General features: G+C 62.5%; 15 protein-coding genes. 12 read left to right on the forward strand and 3 right to left on the reverse strand.

What is annotated here, in order from left to right; genetic code table 11:
• Positions 1–224: 224 nt before the first annotated feature.
• Positions 225–722, forward strand: a complete 498-nt coding sequence (locus tag OXH56_14125; GenBank protein ID MCY3556447.1) for an SRPBCC domain-containing protein — start codon at positions 225–227, stop codon at positions 720–722.
• Positions 719–2,428 carry an ankyrin repeat domain-containing protein gene (locus OXH56_14130; protein MCY3556448.1) on the forward strand — a complete coding sequence of 570 codons (1,710 nt, stop codon included), beginning with the start codon at positions 719–721 and terminating at the stop codon, positions 2,426–2,428. The genes OXH56_14125 and OXH56_14130 overlap by 4 nt, the downstream gene beginning before the upstream one ends.
• A 42-nt stretch (positions 2,429–2,470) precedes the next feature.
• Here OXH56_14130 and OXH56_14135 read toward each other — a convergent pair whose 3' ends face one another.
• Positions 2,471–3,643, reverse strand: a complete 1,173-nt coding sequence (locus tag OXH56_14135; protein ID MCY3556449.1) for a sialidase family protein — start codon at positions 3,641–3,643, stop codon at positions 2,471–2,473.
• A gap of 140 nt (positions 3,644–3,783) precedes the next feature.
• Between OXH56_14135 and OXH56_14140 the strand changes: the two genes are divergently transcribed.
• Together OXH56_14140 and OXH56_14145 are read left to right on the forward strand one after the other, a co-directional pair.
• Positions 3,784–4,476: a hypothetical protein gene (locus OXH56_14140; GenBank protein ID MCY3556450.1), complete on the forward strand. Its 693-nt coding sequence runs from the start codon at positions 3,784–3,786 to the stop codon at positions 4,474–4,476.
• Positions 4,477–4,586: 110 nt separating this feature from the next.
• Positions 4,587–5,570: an ankyrin repeat domain-containing protein gene (locus OXH56_14145; protein ID MCY3556451.1), complete on the forward strand. Its 984-nt coding sequence runs from the start codon at positions 4,587–4,589 to the stop codon at positions 5,568–5,570.
• Here OXH56_14145 and OXH56_14150 read toward each other — a convergent pair.
• Positions 5,548–7,143 carry an ankyrin repeat domain-containing protein gene (locus OXH56_14150; protein ID MCY3556452.1) on the reverse strand — a complete coding sequence of 532 codons (1,596 nt, stop codon included), beginning with the start codon at positions 7,141–7,143 and terminating at the stop codon, positions 5,548–5,550. The two genes, OXH56_14145 and OXH56_14150, sit on opposite strands and share 23 nt — an antisense overlap.
• A 250-nt stretch (positions 7,144–7,393) precedes the next feature.
• Here OXH56_14150 and OXH56_14155 point away from each other — a divergent pair, with 250 nt between their 5' ends.
• The 6 genes from OXH56_14155 (at position 7,394) to OXH56_14180 (ending at position 16,019) form a co-directional block, all read left to right on the forward strand.
• Complete coding sequence (locus OXH56_14155) at positions 7,394–8,350, forward strand: nucleotidyltransferase domain-containing protein (GenBank protein ID MCY3556453.1); 957 nt, start codon at positions 7,394–7,396, stop codon at positions 8,348–8,350.
• A 69-nt stretch (positions 8,351–8,419) separates the two neighbouring features.
• Positions 8,420–11,404 carry an excinuclease ABC subunit UvrA gene (gene uvrA / locus OXH56_14160; protein MCY3556454.1) on the forward strand — a complete coding sequence of 995 codons (2,985 nt, stop codon included), beginning with the start codon at positions 8,420–8,422 and terminating at the stop codon, positions 11,402–11,404.
• Complete coding sequence (locus OXH56_14165; protein ID MCY3556455.1) at positions 11,382–13,985, forward strand: DNA polymerase II; 2,604 nt, start codon at positions 11,382–11,384, stop codon at positions 13,983–13,985. Before uvrA ends, OXH56_14165 begins: the two co-directional genes overlap by 23 nt.
• A 25-nt stretch (positions 13,986–14,010) precedes the next feature.
• The gene (locus OXH56_14170; protein MCY3556456.1) at positions 14,011–14,604 is read left to right on the forward strand and encodes a YdeI/OmpD-associated family protein; all 594 of its coding nucleotides are present in this window, start codon (positions 14,011–14,013) and stop codon (positions 14,602–14,604) included.
• A gap of 78 nt (positions 14,605–14,682) precedes the next feature.
• Positions 14,683–15,036: a VOC family protein gene (locus OXH56_14175; GenBank protein ID MCY3556457.1), complete on the forward strand. Its 354-nt coding sequence runs from the start codon at positions 14,683–14,685 to the stop codon at positions 15,034–15,036.
• Between the two features lie 2 nt (positions 15,037–15,038).
• A complete protein-coding gene (locus OXH56_14180; protein MCY3556458.1) occupies positions 15,039–16,019 on the forward strand; it encodes a hypothetical protein in 981 nt (326 codons plus the stop codon).
• Positions 16,020–16,038: 19 nt separating this feature from the next.
• Here the strand turns inward: OXH56_14180 and OXH56_14185 are convergent, their stop codons facing one another.
• Complete coding sequence (locus OXH56_14185; protein ID MCY3556459.1) at positions 16,039–16,410, reverse strand: glyoxalase; 372 nt, start codon at positions 16,408–16,410, stop codon at positions 16,039–16,041.
• A gap of 174 nt (positions 16,411–16,584) precedes the next feature.
• Here OXH56_14185 and OXH56_14190 point away from each other — a divergent pair, with 174 nt between their 5' ends.
• Both OXH56_14190 and OXH56_14195 read left to right on the forward strand, forming a co-directional pair.
• On the forward strand, positions 16,585–18,783 hold the full coding sequence (locus OXH56_14190) for a sigma-70 family RNA polymerase sigma factor (GenBank protein ID MCY3556460.1): 2,199 nt from the start codon (positions 16,585–16,587) through the stop codon (positions 18,781–18,783).
• 29 nt (positions 18,784–18,812) lie between these two features.
• Entirely contained in the window at positions 18,813–19,787 is a 975-nt protein-coding gene (locus OXH56_14195; protein MCY3556461.1) for an ankyrin repeat domain-containing protein, read from the forward strand.

Genomic DNA, 19,787 nt, shown 5'->3' on the forward strand with positions numbered 1-19,787 from the left:
CAAAACATGGTTAGTGCCGACGGGTTGCACTGTCAATACAAACCTCGAAATGCCCCGGCAGTGAGGTGAGTCGGATGAAGCACCTCGGATTGGTGGCTCTTGCAGTTGCTGGTTCGCATCAAACCGCAATTCCCTGAAGACAGTGTTCGAGTTCTCGACCGGATCTCTTTATTTGTAACGCCGACCGTTCTAATTGACACTAACACTATAGCGCAGTGATCAATATGGCAGAACCTCTGGCCAGGATAACGTCGGAATTCTGTATCGACATCGAACGGGAGTACCCTTTTCCGATCGACCAGGTCTGGGCGGCCGTTACGACGGCGGAAGGGATCTCGGCCTGGATGAAGTACGAAGCCACGCTGGACCGCCGCCTGGGCGGCAGGATCTTCGTGGACTTCAAGTCGGAAGGAAACCTGGAAGGCACGGTCTGCGAATGGGTTCCAGAACGGGTTTTTGCCTATACCTGGGGCATTTCCGTGGTCCGGTGGGTACTCGAACCCTGTGAGGGCGGCACGCGTCTGCACTTCACGAATTCACACGTCACTCCGGACATCCTGATGGGATTCGCGGCGGGCTGGCACGCTTTCATCGACCACCTGGGTCCGTACCTGGCCGGGACCACCGTGGAAGACCGGTACGACGATCTCATGAAGGTCTATGTCGATCGATACGGCCACCTGGTCGCGGGCAACGACGACTCCGAGGAGAAAAAACCATGACGAACGTGACGGAATCCGGCGCCTTCACCGTGGCCGAGCTTTGCGAAGCGTCGGCCGATGGAGATTTGAAGCGCATCAACTCTATTCTGGCCGTTGCACCCCACCTGGTGGAGGTGGACACGGCATCCTACGACGAGCACCGCGCCCTGCACCACGCGGTGATGAACCGCCGGATCGAAGCCGTTTCCGCGCTAATGGCCGCGGGGGCCGACCCGAACCAGGGCGTCTATCCCCATCGGGATGCCTCCACGCCTCTGGTCATGGCCCGCGACCGCGGATTTGAAGACGTTGTAGAGACGATCAACGAGGAAATGGAGCGGCGGCGGGAAGCGAATCTCTGCCCCAATCTGACCGTCGCGCCGGAAGTGGTGCTCCTCGCCGAGAAAGTCGCGGAAGGCGACGTGGCCGGCGCGATGCGGGAAATCCACGCCGCGCCCGAACTCGCGGAGGCCTGCGACGAAGACGGAAACACGGTCCTGCACCACGCGGCCAGCTATGGTCATCCCGGACTCGTTCAAGCGCTCCTGGCGATCAAGGCCGACACAGGTAAGACCAACCTCGAAGACCGGACTCCCCTCGAACTGGCCGTGGATCAAACGGCCGCAACGGACCGGCGGCGGTCGGAAGGGTGTTTCATGGCCGCCGGCATCCTTATGAGCGCGGGTGCCCCGAGAAGCCTGCGCACGAACGTGATGCTGGGGGACGCGGAAGCTGTACGCGAAGTCGCGGCGAGTCACCCCGGCCTGTTCGAGCCGGATATTGAAACCGAAACCCACTTGCTGGGGGACGCGGTCCGCCACAATCGGTACGAAATGGTGAAGCTGCTGCTCGATCTCGGCATGGATCCCAATCAGCGGTACCGCATCCAGTCCCTGGAGGAAGAGACGTACAACTGGGGCGAACCGCTGTGGATCGCGGCCGGCGACGGCCAGCACGATATCGCGCGGTTGCTGCTCGAGCGGGGCGCCGACGCCAACGCCGCCGTGTATGCCTCCGGCAATCCCATGAGCCGCGCCTACAATAACCGGGACGAGCGTATGAAGCGGCTGCTGTACCGGTACGGAGGATCGATGACGCCGGACGGCGCGGCCCTGGAATGCGATACCTCTGCGGCCGTCATGGCGCTGAACCTGCAGCCCGACCTGGTCGAGCAGATCCTGTGGGGCGCCGCCTGCGGGGGCGATCCCAGCGTGGTCGGCGTGTGCCTGCGCAGACTGGAATGGGCCCTGGACGATCCACGGTGGTACAGACTCCTCATCCAGCCCATTGGCATCTGGCCCTGCGGTCCTCATCGCAAGTACCGGGATTTCGATCGATCCGTGTTTCCCGAGATCCTCCGCATGTTCCTCGATCACGGGGTGGACCCGAACGTGAAGGGCCGGCGCGACACATCACTCCCGCACTACATCGCGGCTACGGGTAAAGTATGGGGCGAACCGAATTTGAAAGAGGACGAACGGATCGAGTTCGCCCGCCTGCTCCTCGAATACGGTGCTTCGCTCGACGGCAGGGATACGCTGCTTCAATCCACGCCCCTGGCTTGGGCAGCCCGCTGGGGCCGCACCGCGCTGGTCGACCTTTATCTCGAGCACGGCGCCGATCCACAGCCCGACGGGGAACCCTGGACCACGCCGCTCGCCTGGGCCGAACGGTATGGGCACACTGCCATCGTGGAGCGACTGCGGCAAGCCGGCGCCGTTTCCTGAGCGTCTGCGGCAAGCCGACGCCGTTTCCTGAACGACTTTTACTCACCCAACTTGAGGGCCCGGCGGCCTGTCCCGGTCTGGATGCCAGTGGGTAGCGGCGACATGGGTGGTATCATCTTCCGTCGTGATGTAATAGACGGTCAGGATGGTACCATCACCCAACTCCGCCGAAATTGGATAGCCCACATCCGCGCCACCCATCCGGGGACGCTTCTCCGCCGGCCACGCACTCGATACACCACCGCCGTCATCCCGAAGCACGTATTCGTGGTCCGTGTCCCAGGTGCGTCCGCCGTCCTCGCTGATCAGGGCCCGTATACCCATCGGGGCGCGGCGGTAGCCGTAGGTACACAGAATCCGTCCGTCACGCAGTTTGAGCAGGTGGTTCGGATAGCCCTCGAAGGACGCTTCGACCGGGCTGGTCCAGGTCCTGCCGCCGTCTTCGGACCAGACTTCCAGGGTGTAAAACCGGTCCCTGTGATAGGTACGCTCAACGACAGCCGGATCCCAGTAACACGTCGAGCGGATATGGCCCAGGACGCGGTTCGGCTCCGTCTCCACCAGGGCCCATTCGCTGCCGATACGCGGCACCGCCTCATGGAGATGCCAGGTCTCCCCGTCATCGCTGGACCGGAACAGGAGACAATCGCTTTCGCCCCCGGCGCGTATCGTGTAAATGGGAAACAACCACGTACCGTCTTCAAGTATGATCCCGCGCGGAAAACCCACCGCGGTTTCATAGCCCGGTACGGTCCAGGTACGCCGCTCCCACGTACGTCCTTCATCCCGGGATCGAATCACCGACAGTCGATGCCCAGTTATGATCAACTTTCCCGGAAAAAGGGACGTGTACGACTCGTCCTTTACAAAACCCAGGCCACGGGCTTCGGCTTCCTCCCGGCGGCCCAGTGTCCAGAATTCCTGTCCCACCGAGCCCACCGCCATTAAAGTGCCGTCGGGTAGAACGCCGGAGAGCCTGTCGTACCGTTCCCGCGGCGATGTACCCGGCCAGTTGGGCGGCAGCATAGGATCTTCCGCCGGTGTCCAGGTTCGTCCATCGTCTCGGGACTCAAGCGTCAGCCAGTCGCCCAGACCGTAATGATCCCCGAAAGGCGAAGAAATACAGCCGATCGAAAGCCGCCCGTCCGGTAGTTGATTCAATACGGGGAACGCGTTGTATCGTCCCTTTTCTTTCGTAACAATACGGTGTTGCATGGTTAACCTTGATGATGCATCGATCGATCGGGAAATGCGCGTGAAGCGAGGATGATTTACTAGCGTAAGGCCTGTTGTGTCAATATAATTCGGGTGTAACGGCCCACTGCGCTGACACCTGGCGTGCATCCAGGAATACCATGGAAAGCATTCCCCATCCCCACAGTCTCTCCATAACGCTGGACCGTATCAACGAACGGCACTTCCTCGGCCATTCGTTCGACCGGATCGAAGCGGAACGCACCCTGGACTGGCTGGCCGGTCGTTTCGGCTCGGATTCCGCCTATGCCGGGACGTTCGGCCTTACGGAACAGGACAGCCGGTCCAAAATCTATACCTTTACGGGTGAACGGCTTCAATCGGCGTCGCTGCGGCATATCCAGGCCGAAGAAACCTGCCGGGCGATCATCCTGCTGAACCGCCGTGTCGGGCGCGACCGGCTTCCCGAACTCGAGGCGGCAACGTCCAAATTGCTCGAGTGTTTCGAGGTGGCGCACGCGAAGGGTAGACTGCGGGGAACGTTCTGCTGCGGACCTTGCACAGTCTCTCTCTGGCGCCACATGGCCATGGGTGGCCTCGGCGACTACGCCCGTCACCTGGATGAAGGCATCGGCGTATTGACGAGCCATGAAGATGGGGCGGGTACGTGGCGCCGGTTCCCATTCTACTACACCCTGCTTGCTTTGTCTGAGGTCGACACGCCAAACGCCCGACGCGCCGTTTCCTACGCCTTGCCGGAATGCGAGCGCCGCGTGAAGTCCATCCGGCGAAATCCCCCGTTTGGCACTCGCAGATACCGGTTGTTATCCCGGATCCTCGATCAAAACCCTTAGGCACCCACGCATCCATGCATCCATGCATCGAACAGGACGGAAGAGAGGATAGCCCGATGTCCGAATCCCGTGAACCCTCCCCCCAAGCGGACTCGCACTTCGGTGCGGCCATGAAACGACTGCGAACCGCCATCTGGCAGATGGATCCGGCCGGGGTCGAAGCAGCCCTTTCCCAGGTACCTGGTATAGTCAATGATGCCATGGACCATCCGCGCTGGGGAGGCCGACCCACCCCCATCCAGCTGGCGGCGGAACGCGGGGACACGAAGGTCATCGAAATACTGTTGCGCAACGGGGCGGACCCGAACGGCGGAACGGACACCTACGGAGGCTGGACCGCACTCCACCTCGCGGCCCACTGGGGACACACGGATGCAGCCGAAACGTTGCGGTCATTCGGCGCGAACGTGGATCTGCATGCCGCGTGCCTGCTGGATGATGTCGCCGCCATCCGGGCGATACTGGCGGAAGATCCAGGCGCAGCATCCCGTCCGGCATTGGGAGGAGAGCCACCCCTTCACGTAGCGGTGTCTGCGGAGACGGCCGAGGTTCTGCTGGACCACGGTGCGCGGCTGGACACGACCGATAGCGAAGACAACACGCCGCTGGGTGCGGCGCTGGCCCGCGGTGAACGTTGTCGCAGGTTGGCAGAATTCCTGATCGACCGGGGCGCGCCGGCGGATCCCTGCCAGCTCGCCGCCCTGGGAAGGACAGACCAGCTCGGGCGGCTTTGCCGGGCCGATGCAGGCACGTCGGCGTACGAAGGGAAGATCGGGGTTCATGCCGTGGTGGGGACGCCCTTGCACGCCGCGGTGCAGCATGTACGGGCGGAAACGGTCAGGATTCTGCTTGACTGCGGCGCGGATGCGAACGCCCGGGCGGACTCCGGGCAGACGCCCCTGCATTTATGCGGAGATGCCGGGATCGCGAAGATGCTCGTCGATGCCGGCGCCGATCCGGGTGCCACAGACGATGAACACGGCACGACGCCACTGGTATGGGCGGAAGTGGGGATTGAAATCCACGGCACGACGCCGGAGCGCGTGGCCCTGGTAACGTACCTGAAGGATATTACGCCGGCACGGAAGGACTAGCGGCTTCGAACATGGAGACGATGCGTTCCTTGTCGGGGCGCTTCATCCGGCGGGCGATCCCAAGAGGCGACTTGCCCAGTCTATCTTCAAGGGTCGGATCCGCGCCGTGGGCCAACAACAGTGCCACCGATCTCACCATGTCCGCCCGTGGACCCGCCTTCAGCGCGTAAAACAGGGGGGTCTCGCCCTTTTCGCTCCGCCCGTCGACCGGGGCGCCGTTGTCCAGCAGCACCTCCATTGCTTCGGTAAACCCGGCCTTGGCGGCAAAGTGCAGGGCGCCGGCCCCGCGCAATACCGTGTCGATCCGGGCCCCTTTGTCCAGCAGGGCCTGCACGTACCAGGGATCGTCCCGCTGGCTGTTGTTCCCCGTACAGGCCGTCCAGATCCAATTACCTTCGGGATAGTTGACGTCGGCGCCGCTGGCGATAAGCAGGGCCGACTCTTCTTCGTCGAGTACCCATCTGCCGCAGCCGATCCGGGTGGCGTCCGCGCCATGTTCCAGCACCAGCCGAAGCAGTTCGGTCCGCCGTCGGCCGGCGGCGTAACTGACCAGGGCCGTGCTGTTTACGCCGACCCTGGCGCCGCGGTCGAACAGCATGCTCGCGACTTCTATGTGTCCGCCGTACACCGCGTGATGCAGCGGGGTAACGGGTAGCAGGTCGCAGGCGGGGTCGTGGGCATTGACCAGTCCGGGCGCTGCATCCAGCAGTTCGCCAACCCGGTCCAGGTCACCTAGAAAACTGGCGCTGAAGACATCATACACCGCACCCCGCTCCAGCAGGAACGCGGCCGTTTCGTCCTTCTTCTTGCTAAGCGCGGCACAGTGGGCGGTCATCATGATGTCGCTCGAATCGGCAAACGGTATGTTCACGTCCACCCCCCGGTCGAGCAGCACGGCCGCTACCTTTGTGTGGCCCCGCAACGCTGCCTCTCCAAGCAGGATTGCGCTGTGACGGGGGTCGTCCAGCACTGAAGCGTCCTCGTCCAGGAATCGCTCAAGGCCTTCCAACTGGCCCCTGGCCGCCATTCTCGCCGGTACTCGCCATCGTTTCTCCCGGTGACATCTCATTTCCCACCCGTGCCGGGCGGGTTCCCGCTCGTTGACGAGGCCGTGGGCAAGGGGCCGGAGCACGTGCAGTACTTCGGCAACGAGCGTTTCGTCACCAATGTGATCCCGCAGCGAAGCGGCCATGTGCGTGAGCCACCGGTCGGCGGATGCACGGGTGATGTGAATGTGACCGTGCCGGTTTTTCAGACCGCCGTAGGCGTGGTGCCGCGTGTAGCCCGGTTCGCCGCCCATCCACTCCACCATGAACGCCTTCTGCTTCATGCGTTCGGGCGCCAGCGTACGGGTGAACATGGGCCGTAGCTCGGCGTCCTTTTCGATACGGTCATACAGGCCGTCAATGATGCCCGCGACCACGGATCGGCCGCCGACGCGCTCAAAGAGGGTCGGATCGGGTCTCAAGGTTGAAGCGAGCCCGCCCCGGTGGGCCAGCAGGTCCTGGATCCGGGACGAATCGGTGGATGCTGGAGATGAAGTAGATGAAGGAGACGCTGGTGATGGCGTCATTGCACCATCCTCGAATTATGGAGTCTGGCCGTAATGACCTGGAGGTTCCTGCGCGGCTGGGATGCTGGGTTTGTAGCAAAGTAGCCGCCGCCGGGCGTTCCAATCAAGGGGTTTCATCGCCTTTCCACCCGTAATTGCGCGTTGACGAAAGCACGATGGCGTATTATATAGAAACGGGCGCATCCACGGATCGGTGACGGTTTGTGGTATGCGCTTTATCCTTTTGGATGCCTTTTCCAGGGATCCCCCGATGGAAACCACGCACTCGACCATAGAGCGTAAATTCGAGTCGGCCCTCGCGTCCTTCGTAAGCAAGGCGCGGGAGGACCGGCACGTGCTGGCGGCGATTCTCTTCGGCAGCCTCTCCGCCGACCGGGTATGGGAGAAATCCGATATCGATCTGATCGTCGTCACCCGGGACGACAAGGACCTGTTTCGCCGGGAAGGCGGGGATGACGACGAGGTGTCCGAAGGCGCCGCGCTCCTGGAGAACGACGTATACATCCACGTGTTCATGCAGCCTCGCTCCGCGTTCAGGAAGATGATCGAAGGCGGACTGCAGAGCTCGTTCATGCACTCGGCCCTCGCCCGCAGCCGTCTGCTCTTCACCCACGACGAGACGATCCGGGAACTGTACGACGGCATTCAGGCGTTGCACGCGAAAGACCGCCAGGTCCAGCTCATGCACGCGGCATCGCACGTGTTACCCACGCTGTACAAGGCAGAGAAATGGTTTCACGTCCGGCACGATCTCCACTACGCGTTTCTCTATATCATGTGGTGCGTGAGCAGTCTCGCAAAAATCGAGGTTTTCATGCACGGCCAGCTTGCCGGACGCGAAGTCATCCAGCAGGCGCTGGAACTCAATCCGGAGTTTTTCAGGAAGGTGTATACGAACCTGATCGACCAGCCGAAGACCGAGGCGCTGGTGGGTGAAGCGCTAGGACTGATCGATTCCTATCTCGAGGAACGCCTGCCGGACCTGTTCCAGCCCATTCTCGACTACCTCGCAGAAGAAGGATCGGCCAGGTCGGTCACGGAAATCGAGACCTGGTTCGATAACCAGATGAATCTAAGGGGCGTTACCACCGTGTGTGAATGGCTCGCGGACAAGGACATCATATCCCGGGTATCCAGCCCGCTGCGGCTCACATTGAAAAGCAACGTGGAGTACGAGGAACTCGGATTCTACTACTACCGCGGGTGATTCCACAACTGCCGTGGGCGATTTTTCGGTTACCGTGGGAGTATCCGCTCAGTGATTCAGGAGCATGGCATGTCCGAAATCCCGGTCCGGCCCCGTACATCCGCCGATCCCGCATCGGCCGGTCCAACAACAGTCGGTCCACAAGCCAACACAAGCGGCGACGGGGCCGGTCCTCGCACAACGATCCTGGTTCAGGGCGCCCGGGAGCATAACCTCAGGGACATTACGGTAGAACTGCCGCGCAACCGGTTGATCGTGGTAACCGGACTTTCCGGCTCGGGGAAATCGTCCCTGGCCTTCGATACGATCTACGCGGAAGGCCAGCGGCGCTACATGGAGTCGCTTTCCTCCTACGCCCGCCGGTTCATCCAGCAGGTGGGCAAGCCGGACGTGGACTATCTCTTCGGCCTTTCTCCCGTCATCTCCATCGAGCAGAAGACCGTCGCGCGCAATCCACGCTCCACCGTGGGCACCATGACCGATGTCAGCAGTTACCTGAACCTGCTGTTCGCCACGATCAGCAGCGCCCGCTGTCCCTATTGCGGCCACGATCTACCAATCAAGACCGCGGTGCAGATTCTCGATGAGCTGCTGTCACTGCCCGAAGGCACCGAAGTGGAACTGCGCGCGCCGGTTTCCCGGATCTATGGCGAGGACCTCGACTTTCTCTTCACGGAGATCCGAAAGAAGGGGTACCGCCGCATGGTGATCAACGAAACGCCCGTGGACATCAGCGGCGAGGTCGATGTGGACGAATCCGGTGACCTGCGCATGGAGGTGATCGTAGACCGGTTCGTCCTGAAACCCGGCGTGGAGAAACAGCTGGTCAAGGGGATACAGGACGCCCTGATCGCCGGGGATCAGTTCCTCAGGATCCACGTGGCGGCCTGCGGCAGCAAATCCGCCGCCGATCGATTCTACGCGTCCTTCGGCTGCCCGGAACACCATCTCGCGGTGGGCGACCTGGCGCCGGACTACTTCCAGTTCAACAATCCGTCCAGCGCGTGCCGGACCTGTCTCGGACTGGGCACGTACATGGTCGTGCACCGGGATCTGCTGGTGCCGGACAAATCGCTGAGCATCCGGGACGGTTGCTTCGTCAAGGACGCCTTCAACTACAACCCGGATACCTGGTCCGGTCGGGTCATGTACAGCCTATCGGTGTACATGGGATTCAGCCTCGATACACCCTTCCGTGCATTACCACCACCTGTCCAGGACGTGCTGTTCGACGGCACGCCGGACAAGTTTCCCCTGCTGGCGCCGCCCGACGCGAAGGAACCCGATCACAAGCTGCTCGGTAAGCCATGGGGATTCGGCGGCATCGGCAAGGGGATCGAGCGGAACTACAAGCGGTACCGGCAGAAGCAGGTGGCCAGTTCAGGTATGGAGGCCTGGCTCGAAAAGGTCATGGTGGAGCGGGTGTGTCCCGACTGCGAGGGATCCCGGCTCAAGGAGACACGGCACAGGTTCCGGATCAACGGCCGCACGGTCCACGATTTCGGGGAGATCAACTTCGACGAGCTTCGCGCCGAGTTGGATGACATCGAACCCGCGGGACGCCAGGAATTGGCCGGCCGGCAGGTGATCCGGGAGATTACCGGCCGGCTCGACCTGCTGTTGGGCATCGGCCTGGACTACCTCAACTTCAACCGCCGCGCCGGCACCCTTTCGGGCGGCGAAGCGCAGCGCATCCGGCTCTCCACGCAGATCGGATCGGGCCTCATGGGCATGCTGTACGTGCTGGACGAACCGAGCATTGGGCTGCATCCCCGCGACAACGTGAAGATGATCCGCACGCTCAGGCAACTGCGCGATCTCGGCAATACGGTCATCGTGGTGGAGCACGACGAGGAGACCATCCGGGCGGCCGACCACATCGTGGAAATGGGGCCGGGACCGGGCGTGCACGGTGGAGAGGTCGTGGTGCAGGGCGATCTCGACGATATCCTGCACTGTGCCGGGTCGCCTACCGGCCAGTATCTATCGGGTGCGCGGACCATCGAGACCCCGCACGTACGGCGCGGCCCGACCGGAAAGACGCTGCGCATCCTGGGCGCGCGGGAGAACAACCTCAACGACATCGACGTCGAGATCCCCCTTGGACAGTTCGTCTGCGTGACCGGTGCATCCGGATCCGGGAAGAGTACACTGATCAACGAAGTGTTATACAAAAAGCTGTACAACCAGCTGTACGACAGCCGGGTGCTCGCGGGAGACCACGACCGGCTCGAAGGCGTCGAGCACATCAAGCACGTCATCAACATAGACCAGTCGCCCATCGGCCGGAACGCCCGTTCGAACCCGGCCACCTACATCGGGTTCTACGACCAGATCAGAACGCTCTTCTCGAAGACCGACGAGGCGGTATCGCGTGGCTACCGGCCAGGTCGGTTCAGCTTCAACGTGGCCGAGGGACGCTGTGCCGAATGTAATGGGGAGGGTACGATCACTACCCAGCTCTACTTCATGCCGGACGTGGAGGTGCCGTGCGAAGCCTGCAAGGGGGCCAGGTACAACCCGGAGACGCTGGAAGTGACCTATCGGGGGAAGACCATCGCCGACGTGCTGAACATGTCCGTCGAAGAGGGGGTCACCTTCTTCGAGGAAAGGCCCACCATCGCAAAGAAGATCGGGACACTCGACCAGTTGGGTCTGGGCTACCTCACACTGGGCCAGTCCGCCACCACCCTCTCCGGGGGCGAGGCCCAGCGCATCAAGCTGGCGAGCGAACTGGGAAAGCTGCGCCGGGGCAGCCATATCCTGTACATCCTGGACGAGCCCACCACCGGGCTGCACCTGGCCGACATCGTCCACCTGCTGTCCAGCCTGAACCGGCTGATCGAAGCCGGTCACAGCGTCGTGGTGATCGAACACCATCTCGACGTGATCAAAACGGCCGACCACATCATCGACCTGGGTCCCGAAGGCGGCCACAGCGGCGGGGAAGTCATTGCCACCGGCACGCCCGAGGAAGTGGCGGGGGTCGACGCGTCCTACACCGGCCGGTTTCTCCGAGACCATTTGAGCCATGTCCAACGCGCTACCGCATAGCAACGCCGGCGGGGCAGCATCCGCGCCCGGCGGTGCGGCATCCGCGCCCGGCGGTGCGGCATCCGCGCCCGGCAGGACAGCATCCGCTCCCGCCAGGGAAACCGCTGCGGAAGACGTGGGATACCTGCTTCACGTCTTCCATCGGGCGGAGCACGGCCGGGACGTGATCTGCGGGGTCGGGAAACTAAAGAACGGCCAGACCTTCCAGTTCATGGACGACCGGGTCTCGCCCACGCTCTACGTCCGGGTCTCGGAACAACCGGAGGCCGACGCCCTGATCCGTTCCGAAGGGGTTTCTGCCCGGGTGGTGCCAGCGGAATACACCACGATGGACGGCGAGCCCGTTGCGGGCATCGAGTTTGAGCGCGTGCGCGACCAGCGCAACCTGGTCAAAAGCCTGGAGGCCCAGCAGACCCGGACCTACGAAGGCGATATCCCCTTCGGCAGGCAATACCTGATCGGACGAGGACTTCGGGGCGGGGTGAGGATCAGCGGCGCCTGGACCGCTGGCGACCGGGTCGACCGGGTCTATGCCAACCCCGAACTAAAACCGGAGTACTGGGAACCCGTCTTCAGCGTGCTGGCCCTGGATATCGAAACGGATCCCGATGCGACCACCATCTATGCCGTGGGCCTGGTCCTGTCGGAATCAGGCGGCGGCATCGACTCCGAAGAAATACACATGGTCGGTGAGCCGGCCGCAGGGGACCCCCCGCACCTGGTCTGCTGGCCCGACGAGGCGTCGATGCTGCGCGCCCTGTCGTCCCGCATGCTCGAAATGGATCCCGACCTGATTACGGGATGGAACCTGGTCGACTTCGACCTGCAAGTCCTGCAGCGACGCTTCAGGGACCTGAACGTGCCGTTTCAACTCGGGCGGACCGATGACACGTCCTGGTACCGGTCCGGGGAGGTCTGGGGCGGCAGCACCATGGTGATCCACGGCCGGCAGATCCTGGACGCCCTGCACCTGCTTCGCGGCACGTTGCAGCGGTTCGAGGACTACCGCCTGGACACCGTGGCCAACGCCATCCTGGGCAGGGGCAAGCTGCTGGAGGAGGATGGGGGAAGTTCCCGGGCGGAAAAGATCACGGAGGTCTATCGCGAGGACCGGGCGACCTTCTGCGCCTACTGTCTCGAGGACGCGAGGCTGGTACTCGACATCCTGGAGGCGGAAGGACTGATCAACCTGACCCTGCGCAGAGGCCTGCTGACAGGCCTGCCGCTGGAAAGGGCGTGGGTCAGCGTTGCCGCCTTCGACAACATCTACATCAACGCCCTGCACCAACGGGGCATGGTGGCGCCGACGACCGGCGTGGACCGCACCCCGGGCGCCGGCGCGCCAGGCGGATTGATCATACCCGCGAAAGCCGGGCTCTACCGAAATGTCTTCGTCTTCGACTTCAAAAGCCTTTACCCGTCCATCATCCGCACCTTCAACATCGATCCACTGGCACATATCGAGGCCCAGGATTCGGCATCGGACGAGACGGGCGCGGTTCCCGGCCGCGTGTCCGACGGCGACCGGAAAGGGGAATTCCTCGAGGCCCCCAACGGCGGGCGGTTTTCCCGCACCCCGGGCATTCTGCCTTCCATGCTGGAACAGTTTTTCAAGCGCCGGGAGGAGGCCAGGACCACCGGGGACGAACTTGCCTCCTTTACCTACAAGATCGTCATGAATTCCTTCTACGGCGTCCTGGCATCCGCTTCCTGCCGCTTCGCCGCACCTCAACTGGCCGGTGCGATCACGGAATTCGGACACTACATCCTGAAGTGGTGCCGGGATGAGTTGGAGAAAGACGGTTACAAAGTGCTTTACGGGGACACGGATTCGGTGTTCGTTGATCTCGACCCGGTGGAAAGGCCGGAATCGGGTCAGGCCATGGATATGGGTCGGAAAGTATGCGACCGGATCAATGCCCGGTTAGCCGCGCACGTGAGGGAACGGTACGGCGTGGCGTCTTTCCTCGAACTGGAACTCGAGAAGTGCTACCACCGGTTCCTGCTGCCTTCCATGCGGAGTGACGTCGAGCGCGGCAGGGCCAAGGGTTACGCGGGCCTGCGTCGCGGGACCGATGGCGACCGCGTGGAAATCGTGGGCATGGAAGCCGTGCGGCGGGACTGGACCGACCTGGCTCACCGGCTGCAGGGCGTGCTGCTCGACCGGGTGTTTCACGACGTGCCCGGCGCCGAGATCGAAGAAGAAATCTACCACTGGGTCCAGGAGGTCCGCACCGGTCGCCGGGACGAATTGCTCGTCTACCGGAAGAACTTGCGCAAGCCCGTCGAATCCTATACCCGTTCGGTGCCTCCTCACGTCAAGGCAGCCCGGCTCATGGAAAACCCGACGGGTGTCATCCGGTACGTGATCACGCTCGACGGGCCCCAACCGGAGGGCCGGATCACGGCCCCCATAGACTACGGGCACTACATCGAGAAACAGATCCGGCCCATCGTTACGACCGTCGCCCACGCGTACGAACTGGATGTGGAGGCCGCCCTGTCCGGCCGGCTCAGTCTCTTCGGAAACGCCCTGAACGCCCCGCAGTTCCAGTCGGGATCGTCTGAGGTCCCGCCCTAGGCCGAATTCATGGAAAGGATGGATCGTGCAACGGTATAAATCGGTTGAAGATTACCTGGATGGCCACGTGGAATGGCGGCCCCTGCTGGAGAGACTATGCAACATCATGAACGCATGCGAGGTCGAAGAGACCGTCAAGTGGGGTCAGCCCTGCTATACCCATGCAGGCAAGAACGTGGTGGGCATCGGGGCGTTCAAGGAGTTCGTGAGCGTCTGGTTTTTCCAGGGCGCGTTGCTGCGCGACGAACACGGCGTCCTGGTCAATGCGCAGGAAGGCAGGACCCGGGCTATGCGGCAGTGGCGGTTTCAGGCGGTCGAAGAGATCGACGAACCGCTGTTGCGCGCCTACGTGGACGAGTCCATTGAGAACCAGCGGCTGGGCAAGGAGATCAAGGCGGAAAGGAAGAAGCCGGTGGAGGTTCCGGATGAACTGGCCGGCGCACTGGCGGATGACCGCGACGCCGGCGAGCGGTTCAGCTCGCTTACGCCGGGGAAGCAGCGCGAGTACACCGAATACATCGCCGAGGCCAAGCGGACGGAAACCAGGACAAAGCGCCTAGAGAAGATCCTGCCCATGATCCGGTCCGGCCAGGGGCTCAATGATAAATACAAGCGTTAGCATGGACCACAAAGTAGCATGAACCGTAAATCAGGATGAACCGCAGCAACACGTACCACAACCAGAGAGGAGCGCGCAATGGCGAATCCCGTCATGCATTTCGAGATCGGTTGCAAGAACAGAGAAGAATCCCAGGCCTTCTACGCCGGCCTGTTCGGTTGGAACATGGAGTCCCATGAACATGCTTCCATGATCGACACCGGGGGAGATGAAGGGATCAACGGACACATTTCCGCTCTCGGTCACGAGCCGCACAACTACACGCTGGTCTATGTGCAGGTCGACGATTTGGACGCCTACGTCGCAAAGGCCGAGGAACTGGGCGGAGCGTCCATCGTACCTCCAACCGAAGTCCCGGGCATGGGCCACTTCGCGTGGATTGCGGATAACGAGGGTACGTTCGTCGGGTTGTGGAAGCCCCTGGGATCGTAACCGTGGCCTGTACCGTGGCGGACCGCGGTACGATCATCGACTTCGAGGCCACCCTCGACCGGTACCGGCGGTATGGCACCGACCTTGCCAACCGGTTCGAAGCGGGCGTTTTCAGCAAGGTGATCCGTACAGCCGGTGGACCGTGCCTTCTGTCCCTGTACCGCTCCGAAGACCGGATCGAAATGCGCCTGACGCCCCGGGACGGAACCGCCCGGGCGGAATCCCCGGCGATCGACGCGGCAGCAGACGCGGCGACCGGCGAGGTGCTCGATGCGGCAACCGGCGAGGTATCCGACGAGATGCTCGACGAGGCGATCGCGGCAGCCGGGAAGATCCTGGGCCTGTCCTTCCCGCTGCAGGCCTTCTACGCGTTCGCGGCCGGAGACCCTGTACTTTCCGCCGCGGTGGCAAACCACCACGGCCTGCGTCCCAATCTGCAGGTCGACCCCTTCGAGATGATCGTGTCCTCGATCACGGCCCAGCAGATCAACCTGGGGTTTGCCTATACCGTGCGGAGCAGGCTCGTAGCCGAATACGGCGAACCCCACGTGTTCGGCGGCGAAACCCACTATGCCTTTCCGACGCCCGGCCGGATGGCGGAAGCGGGACCCGGCGATCTGCTGCCGCTTCAGTTCTCGAGACAGAAGGAACGGTACATACTCAACCTGGCACGGGCAGTTCGGGAAGGTGAACTAGACCTGTACGGGCTCGCGGAGAAGGACGACGCGTCAGTTGAACGGGAATTGACGGCCCTGGTGGGGATAGGGCGGTGGACGGCGGACTGGTTTCGCGCGCGTTACCTGGGCCGGGGCAGCGTCATTGCCGCCGCCGATCTCGCGGTCAAACGGTCCATCGAGCGGCATTACTTCAACGGAGAACGCGTTTCCGAGGAGCGGATCCGGGATTTCGCGGACCGGTGGGGAGAATACACGAACCTGGCTGTACAGTACCTCCTGGCCGATTACGGCTCCGGCGGGACCTGATCAACCGAGCACAGAATGCTCAGTCCGCATCCTGGGCGATGTGCCAGAGCACGCCGGCAGGATCGATCAGATTGATCTCGCGAAGCCCCCAGGGGTAGACCTTGGGCGCCGCGGCGCGGACGCCTTCGTACCGCGCCACAAGGTCCTTTCCCACGATGTGCTCCCACCAGGCGTCCAGATCCGCCACTTTCAACTGCATCATGAAGTTGTCCGCCCACTCCTTCTGATAGTAGTTCTGAAGGAAGAAACTGAATCCCTCGATGCGCATCTCCGTTACGTCGTGTCCCGACCAGACGGTTTCAAATCCCAGGTCCTCGTAGAACCGGATCGAAACGTCGTGATCTATTGACGGGACGAAAACCCGGAGCGCGTTCACTTTCAGGTTTTGCATGGAGGGTCCCTCCTCTTGCACGATAATCCAAACGACATGGTAACACCTGACCCCTGTGAATGACACTATGGTAATGGGGAATGGGCGGAAGGCGCAAGGCACCGGTTACCGTTACGTCGGTTCGATATGACCAACGACCTCAAACAACACATTCGGATTTCAGCCGACCGATCTTTGCCTCATGCGGAACGCTGTACCGCTTTCGGCGAGGTGGTGGCCAACTACCAGGACATGGCCTTCGGCTACGCGCTGGGACTTCTGGGTGAACGGCACCAGGCTGAAGATGCCGCGCAGGAAGGATTCATCGCCGCCTGGCAGCACATCGAATCGCTCCGCGAGCCGGATTCGTTCCCAGCCTGGCTGAGGCGGATCATAAAGTGGCAGTGTTTCCGGTTCAAGAGACGAAACAGTCACCATTTCGTACCCATGGATGGCGACATCGAGGCGGCAGATGAAAGTCCCCTGGACCGGGCGGCGCGCAGGGACATGAGCGAGAAAGTCCGCGCCGCGGTGGAAGCATTGCCGGAAACACTGAGAGAAGTCACGGTACTTCGGTATATTGGAGACTATTCAGCACCCGAAATCGCAAACTTCATGGGATTGAAAGCGGGCACGGTGCGCAAAAGGCTGTTCGAAGCGCGGAGTAAGTTGAAGCCGAGTCTGCTTCGCACTTTGTCAAGCGAACTGAACGGTCACGCGCCGTCTGCAAATGATCACTTTGGAGACCGAGTTATGCGTTGGATACGACCCGATTTCACGAGCGAGCAAGGCCATTTCATGGATGGCAAGCCGAACCTTGTCTGGGACATGCTGCTGGCCTCGGTGGAAGGCGATCTTGCCAGGATCAGGTCGCTGCTGCGGGAGGACCCCGGCCTGGCCAACTGCAACTGGGCGTACTACCAGCCTCTGCACTTCGCAGTCCGGGAAGGGCACACGGAGGCGGTCCGCCTGTTGCTCGAACACGGAGCGGATCCTTCGTCGGCATCGGGACTCGATTATCACGTGCCGCCGCTCGAACGGGCCAGGGATCGCGGCTTTGACGAGATCGCCGGGCTCTTGACGGACGCCATCGCTTCCAGGTACAGCGCGCCGCCCGTGGGCGAACGTGCCTGCGAAGTGGTCCGGCAGGGCGACGTTGCAGCAGCCCGGGCGTTGTTCGAGGCTTCTCCCGAGATGATCGACGCCTCGGACGAACGCGGCAACCGTCCCCTCCACGAGGCCGTTGCAGCACACAACCTTGAAATGGCGGCCCTGCTGCTGGACAAGGGGGCCGAACCGGATCCGGTCCGGTGGGATGGATGCAAACCGCTGCACGTGGCCGTGTTCCGCGCGCGCAAGTCCCGGGGAGGCCTGGATCCGCTGCTGACCGGATACCTGATCGCAAGAGGAGCGCATTACAGCATGACGGTCGCGTGCGCCCTTGGAGACGAACGACGGGTGAGAGATCTCCTGGCAACAAACCGGAACCTGGCCAACGACCAGGATACCTGTGGACACTCCCCGCTGTTCAGTGCGGCAGGACAGGGATACACCGACATCGTGCAGCTCCTGCTGGACCACGGCGCCGACCCCAACGCCCCGGAACACAACGCGCCCCGGGGACACGCGCTGTACGAAGCCGTGGCCGGCAATCACCTGGAAACAGCGAAACTTCTGCTCGATCACGGCGCCGATCCCAACGCCCCGGTGGAGTCCAGCGGCGTGCCCCTTTCACAGGCCCTGGGCCAGGGGAAAAACGAGGAGATGATCAACCTGCTATACCGGCACGGGGCGACGGCCGACATCAGCATGTACGTGCTGCTGGACAACATCCCCGTGGTCGGCGAGCTCCTCGGCGCGGATCCCGGCCTGGCCAACTATGGCGGCGACTACGGTGTGCTCTGCATGGCGGCGGGTTTCGCGCGCAGGGAGATCATCGAAATGCTGCTCCGGGCAGGTGCGGAGCTGAACCGGCCCTGGTACGCCAACAACTACATGGGGTACGCGTTCCGGCGACGCAAGGGCTGGCACCTGGACGGGCGCGCCCTGACCCCCAACGACGATATCCTCGACATGCTGAACCTGTTCTTCGACCACGGCGCCGATCCCAATAACGCGAACTGGCACGGCGTCACTTACCTGCACAAACTGGCGGTGATCGGCGACGTGGATAAATCCGCCCTGCTGCTTGACAGAGGTGCTTCCATCGAGGCCGTGGACGACGAGTGGCGCTCTACCCCGCTGGGATGGGCCGCACGCTGGGGACACCGGGACCTGGCGGCGTTCCTGCTGGAGCGGGGCGCGGATCCCCGGGGCGGCGGCGCGGAGTGGGCGACGCCCCTGGCGCGGGCGGAGAAAGGCGGGCACCAGGATATCGTCGAGCTGTTGAAATAGAACAGAATGCCAACGAATTGTAATCGATCATGCCGCAAACCGAATGCCTGGCCGGAGATCACGCACTGGGCGAGGCGATTGTGCGCAACGACCATGCCGCCTTCGAATCCGTAATGGCCGCCAGGCCCGAACTGGTGGAAACGCCCTGCAGGTGGATCGATCGCCGAGGCAGGGAACGACCGGTCAAGCCCCTGGTACTGGCAGACATGCTGGCGCGGGTTGACCTGACGAAGCGACTGTTACGGGGCGGCGCCGACGTCCATGATCTGGACGCCTCGCTCTTCGGCTGTTGCGAGGGTCACGACCTGGAACACCTGCGGCGGTTACTGGCCGTCGGCGTCGACCTGAACGACGCGCGAAACGAAGGGTGGGACTGCGACGTGCTGTACGGTTTCCTGCAGACCTACACCCGGTCGACCCCCGATCATCTCCACACCTGTATCAACCTGCTGATCGACCATGGCGCCGCCTATGAAGACGGTCCGGTCATGGACATTCACCGGGGAGACCTGGATGCCCTGGCGGCCCGCCTCGAAACGGACGCCGGACTCGTTACGGCGCGTTTTACGCTCGACTACGGAAGTAACCTCACCCTGCGGGGGAGCACGCTGCTCCACGTGGCCGTGGAGTTTCATGAACTGGACGCGATTGCGCTGCTGCTGGAACGCGGGGCCGATCTGAACGCGCGGTCGTCTATCGGGCGGAACGGCGTGGGAGGACAGACGCCCCTGTACCATGCTATCGGTACGAACCAGGGGACGGGTTTTCACGTGTTCGAACACCTGCTGGACCTGAAGCCCGACCTGGCTGTGGAGGCCAGGATCCAGACGAATCCGGGCGACAACGACCTGGTCATGGACTGTATCCACAAGGGTAACGACCACTTCTTCGAGGAAGTGCTGGAACTGACGCCCCTGGGATACGCAAAGCGGTTCTCTGAAGGTCCGGTCTGGAGAGAATCGAGCAGGGAGTTGGCGGTCCTCGAGAAGCTCAGCGCGGCATAA

The sequence above is a fragment of the Gemmatimonadota bacterium genome, assembly GCA_026702745.1.
GTDB lineage: Bacteria > JAAXHH01 > JAAXHH01 > JAAXHH01 > JAAXHH01 > JAAXHH01.

What these genes read in the sequence shown, in the direction of transcription:
- OXH56_14155 (MCY3556453.1), top strand. Translation starts at nt 7,394, where the DNA reads ATGGAAACCACGCACTCGACCATAGAGCGTAAATTCGAGTCGGCCCTC.
- OXH56_14175 (MCY3556457.1), top strand. Translation starts at nt 14,683, where the DNA reads ATGGCGAATCCCGTCATGCATTTCGAGATCGGTTGCAAGAACAGAGAA.
- OXH56_14165 (MCY3556455.1), top strand. Translation starts at nt 11,382, where the DNA reads ATGTCCAACGCGCTACCGCATAGCAACGCCGGCGGGGCAGCATCCGCG.
- OXH56_14140 (MCY3556450.1), top strand. Translation starts at nt 3,784, where the DNA reads ATGGAAAGCATTCCCCATCCCCACAGTCTCTCCATAACGCTGGACCGT.
- OXH56_14185 (MCY3556459.1), bottom strand. Translation starts at nt 16,410, where the DNA reads ATGCAAAACCTGAAAGTGAACGCGCTCCGGGTTTTCGTCCCGTCAATA.
- OXH56_14135 (MCY3556449.1), bottom strand. Translation starts at nt 3,643, where the DNA reads ATGCAACACCGTATTGTTACGAAAGAAAAGGGACGATACAACGCGTTC.
- OXH56_14125 (MCY3556447.1), top strand. Translation starts at nt 225, where the DNA reads ATGGCAGAACCTCTGGCCAGGATAACGTCGGAATTCTGTATCGACATC.
- uvrA (MCY3556454.1), top strand. Translation starts at nt 8,420, where the DNA reads ATGTCCGAAATCCCGGTCCGGCCCCGTACATCCGCCGATCCCGCATCG.
- OXH56_14150 (MCY3556452.1), bottom strand. Translation starts at nt 7,143, where the DNA reads ATGACGCCATCACCAGCGTCTCCTTCATCTACTTCATCTCCAGCATCC.
- OXH56_14130 (MCY3556448.1), top strand. Translation starts at nt 719, where the DNA reads ATGACGAACGTGACGGAATCCGGCGCCTTCACCGTGGCCGAGCTTTGC.
- OXH56_14195 (MCY3556461.1), top strand. Translation starts at nt 18,813, where the DNA reads ATGCCGCAAACCGAATGCCTGGCCGGAGATCACGCACTGGGCGAGGCG.
- OXH56_14145 (MCY3556451.1), top strand. Translation starts at nt 4,587, where the DNA reads ATGAAACGACTGCGAACCGCCATCTGGCAGATGGATCCGGCCGGGGTC.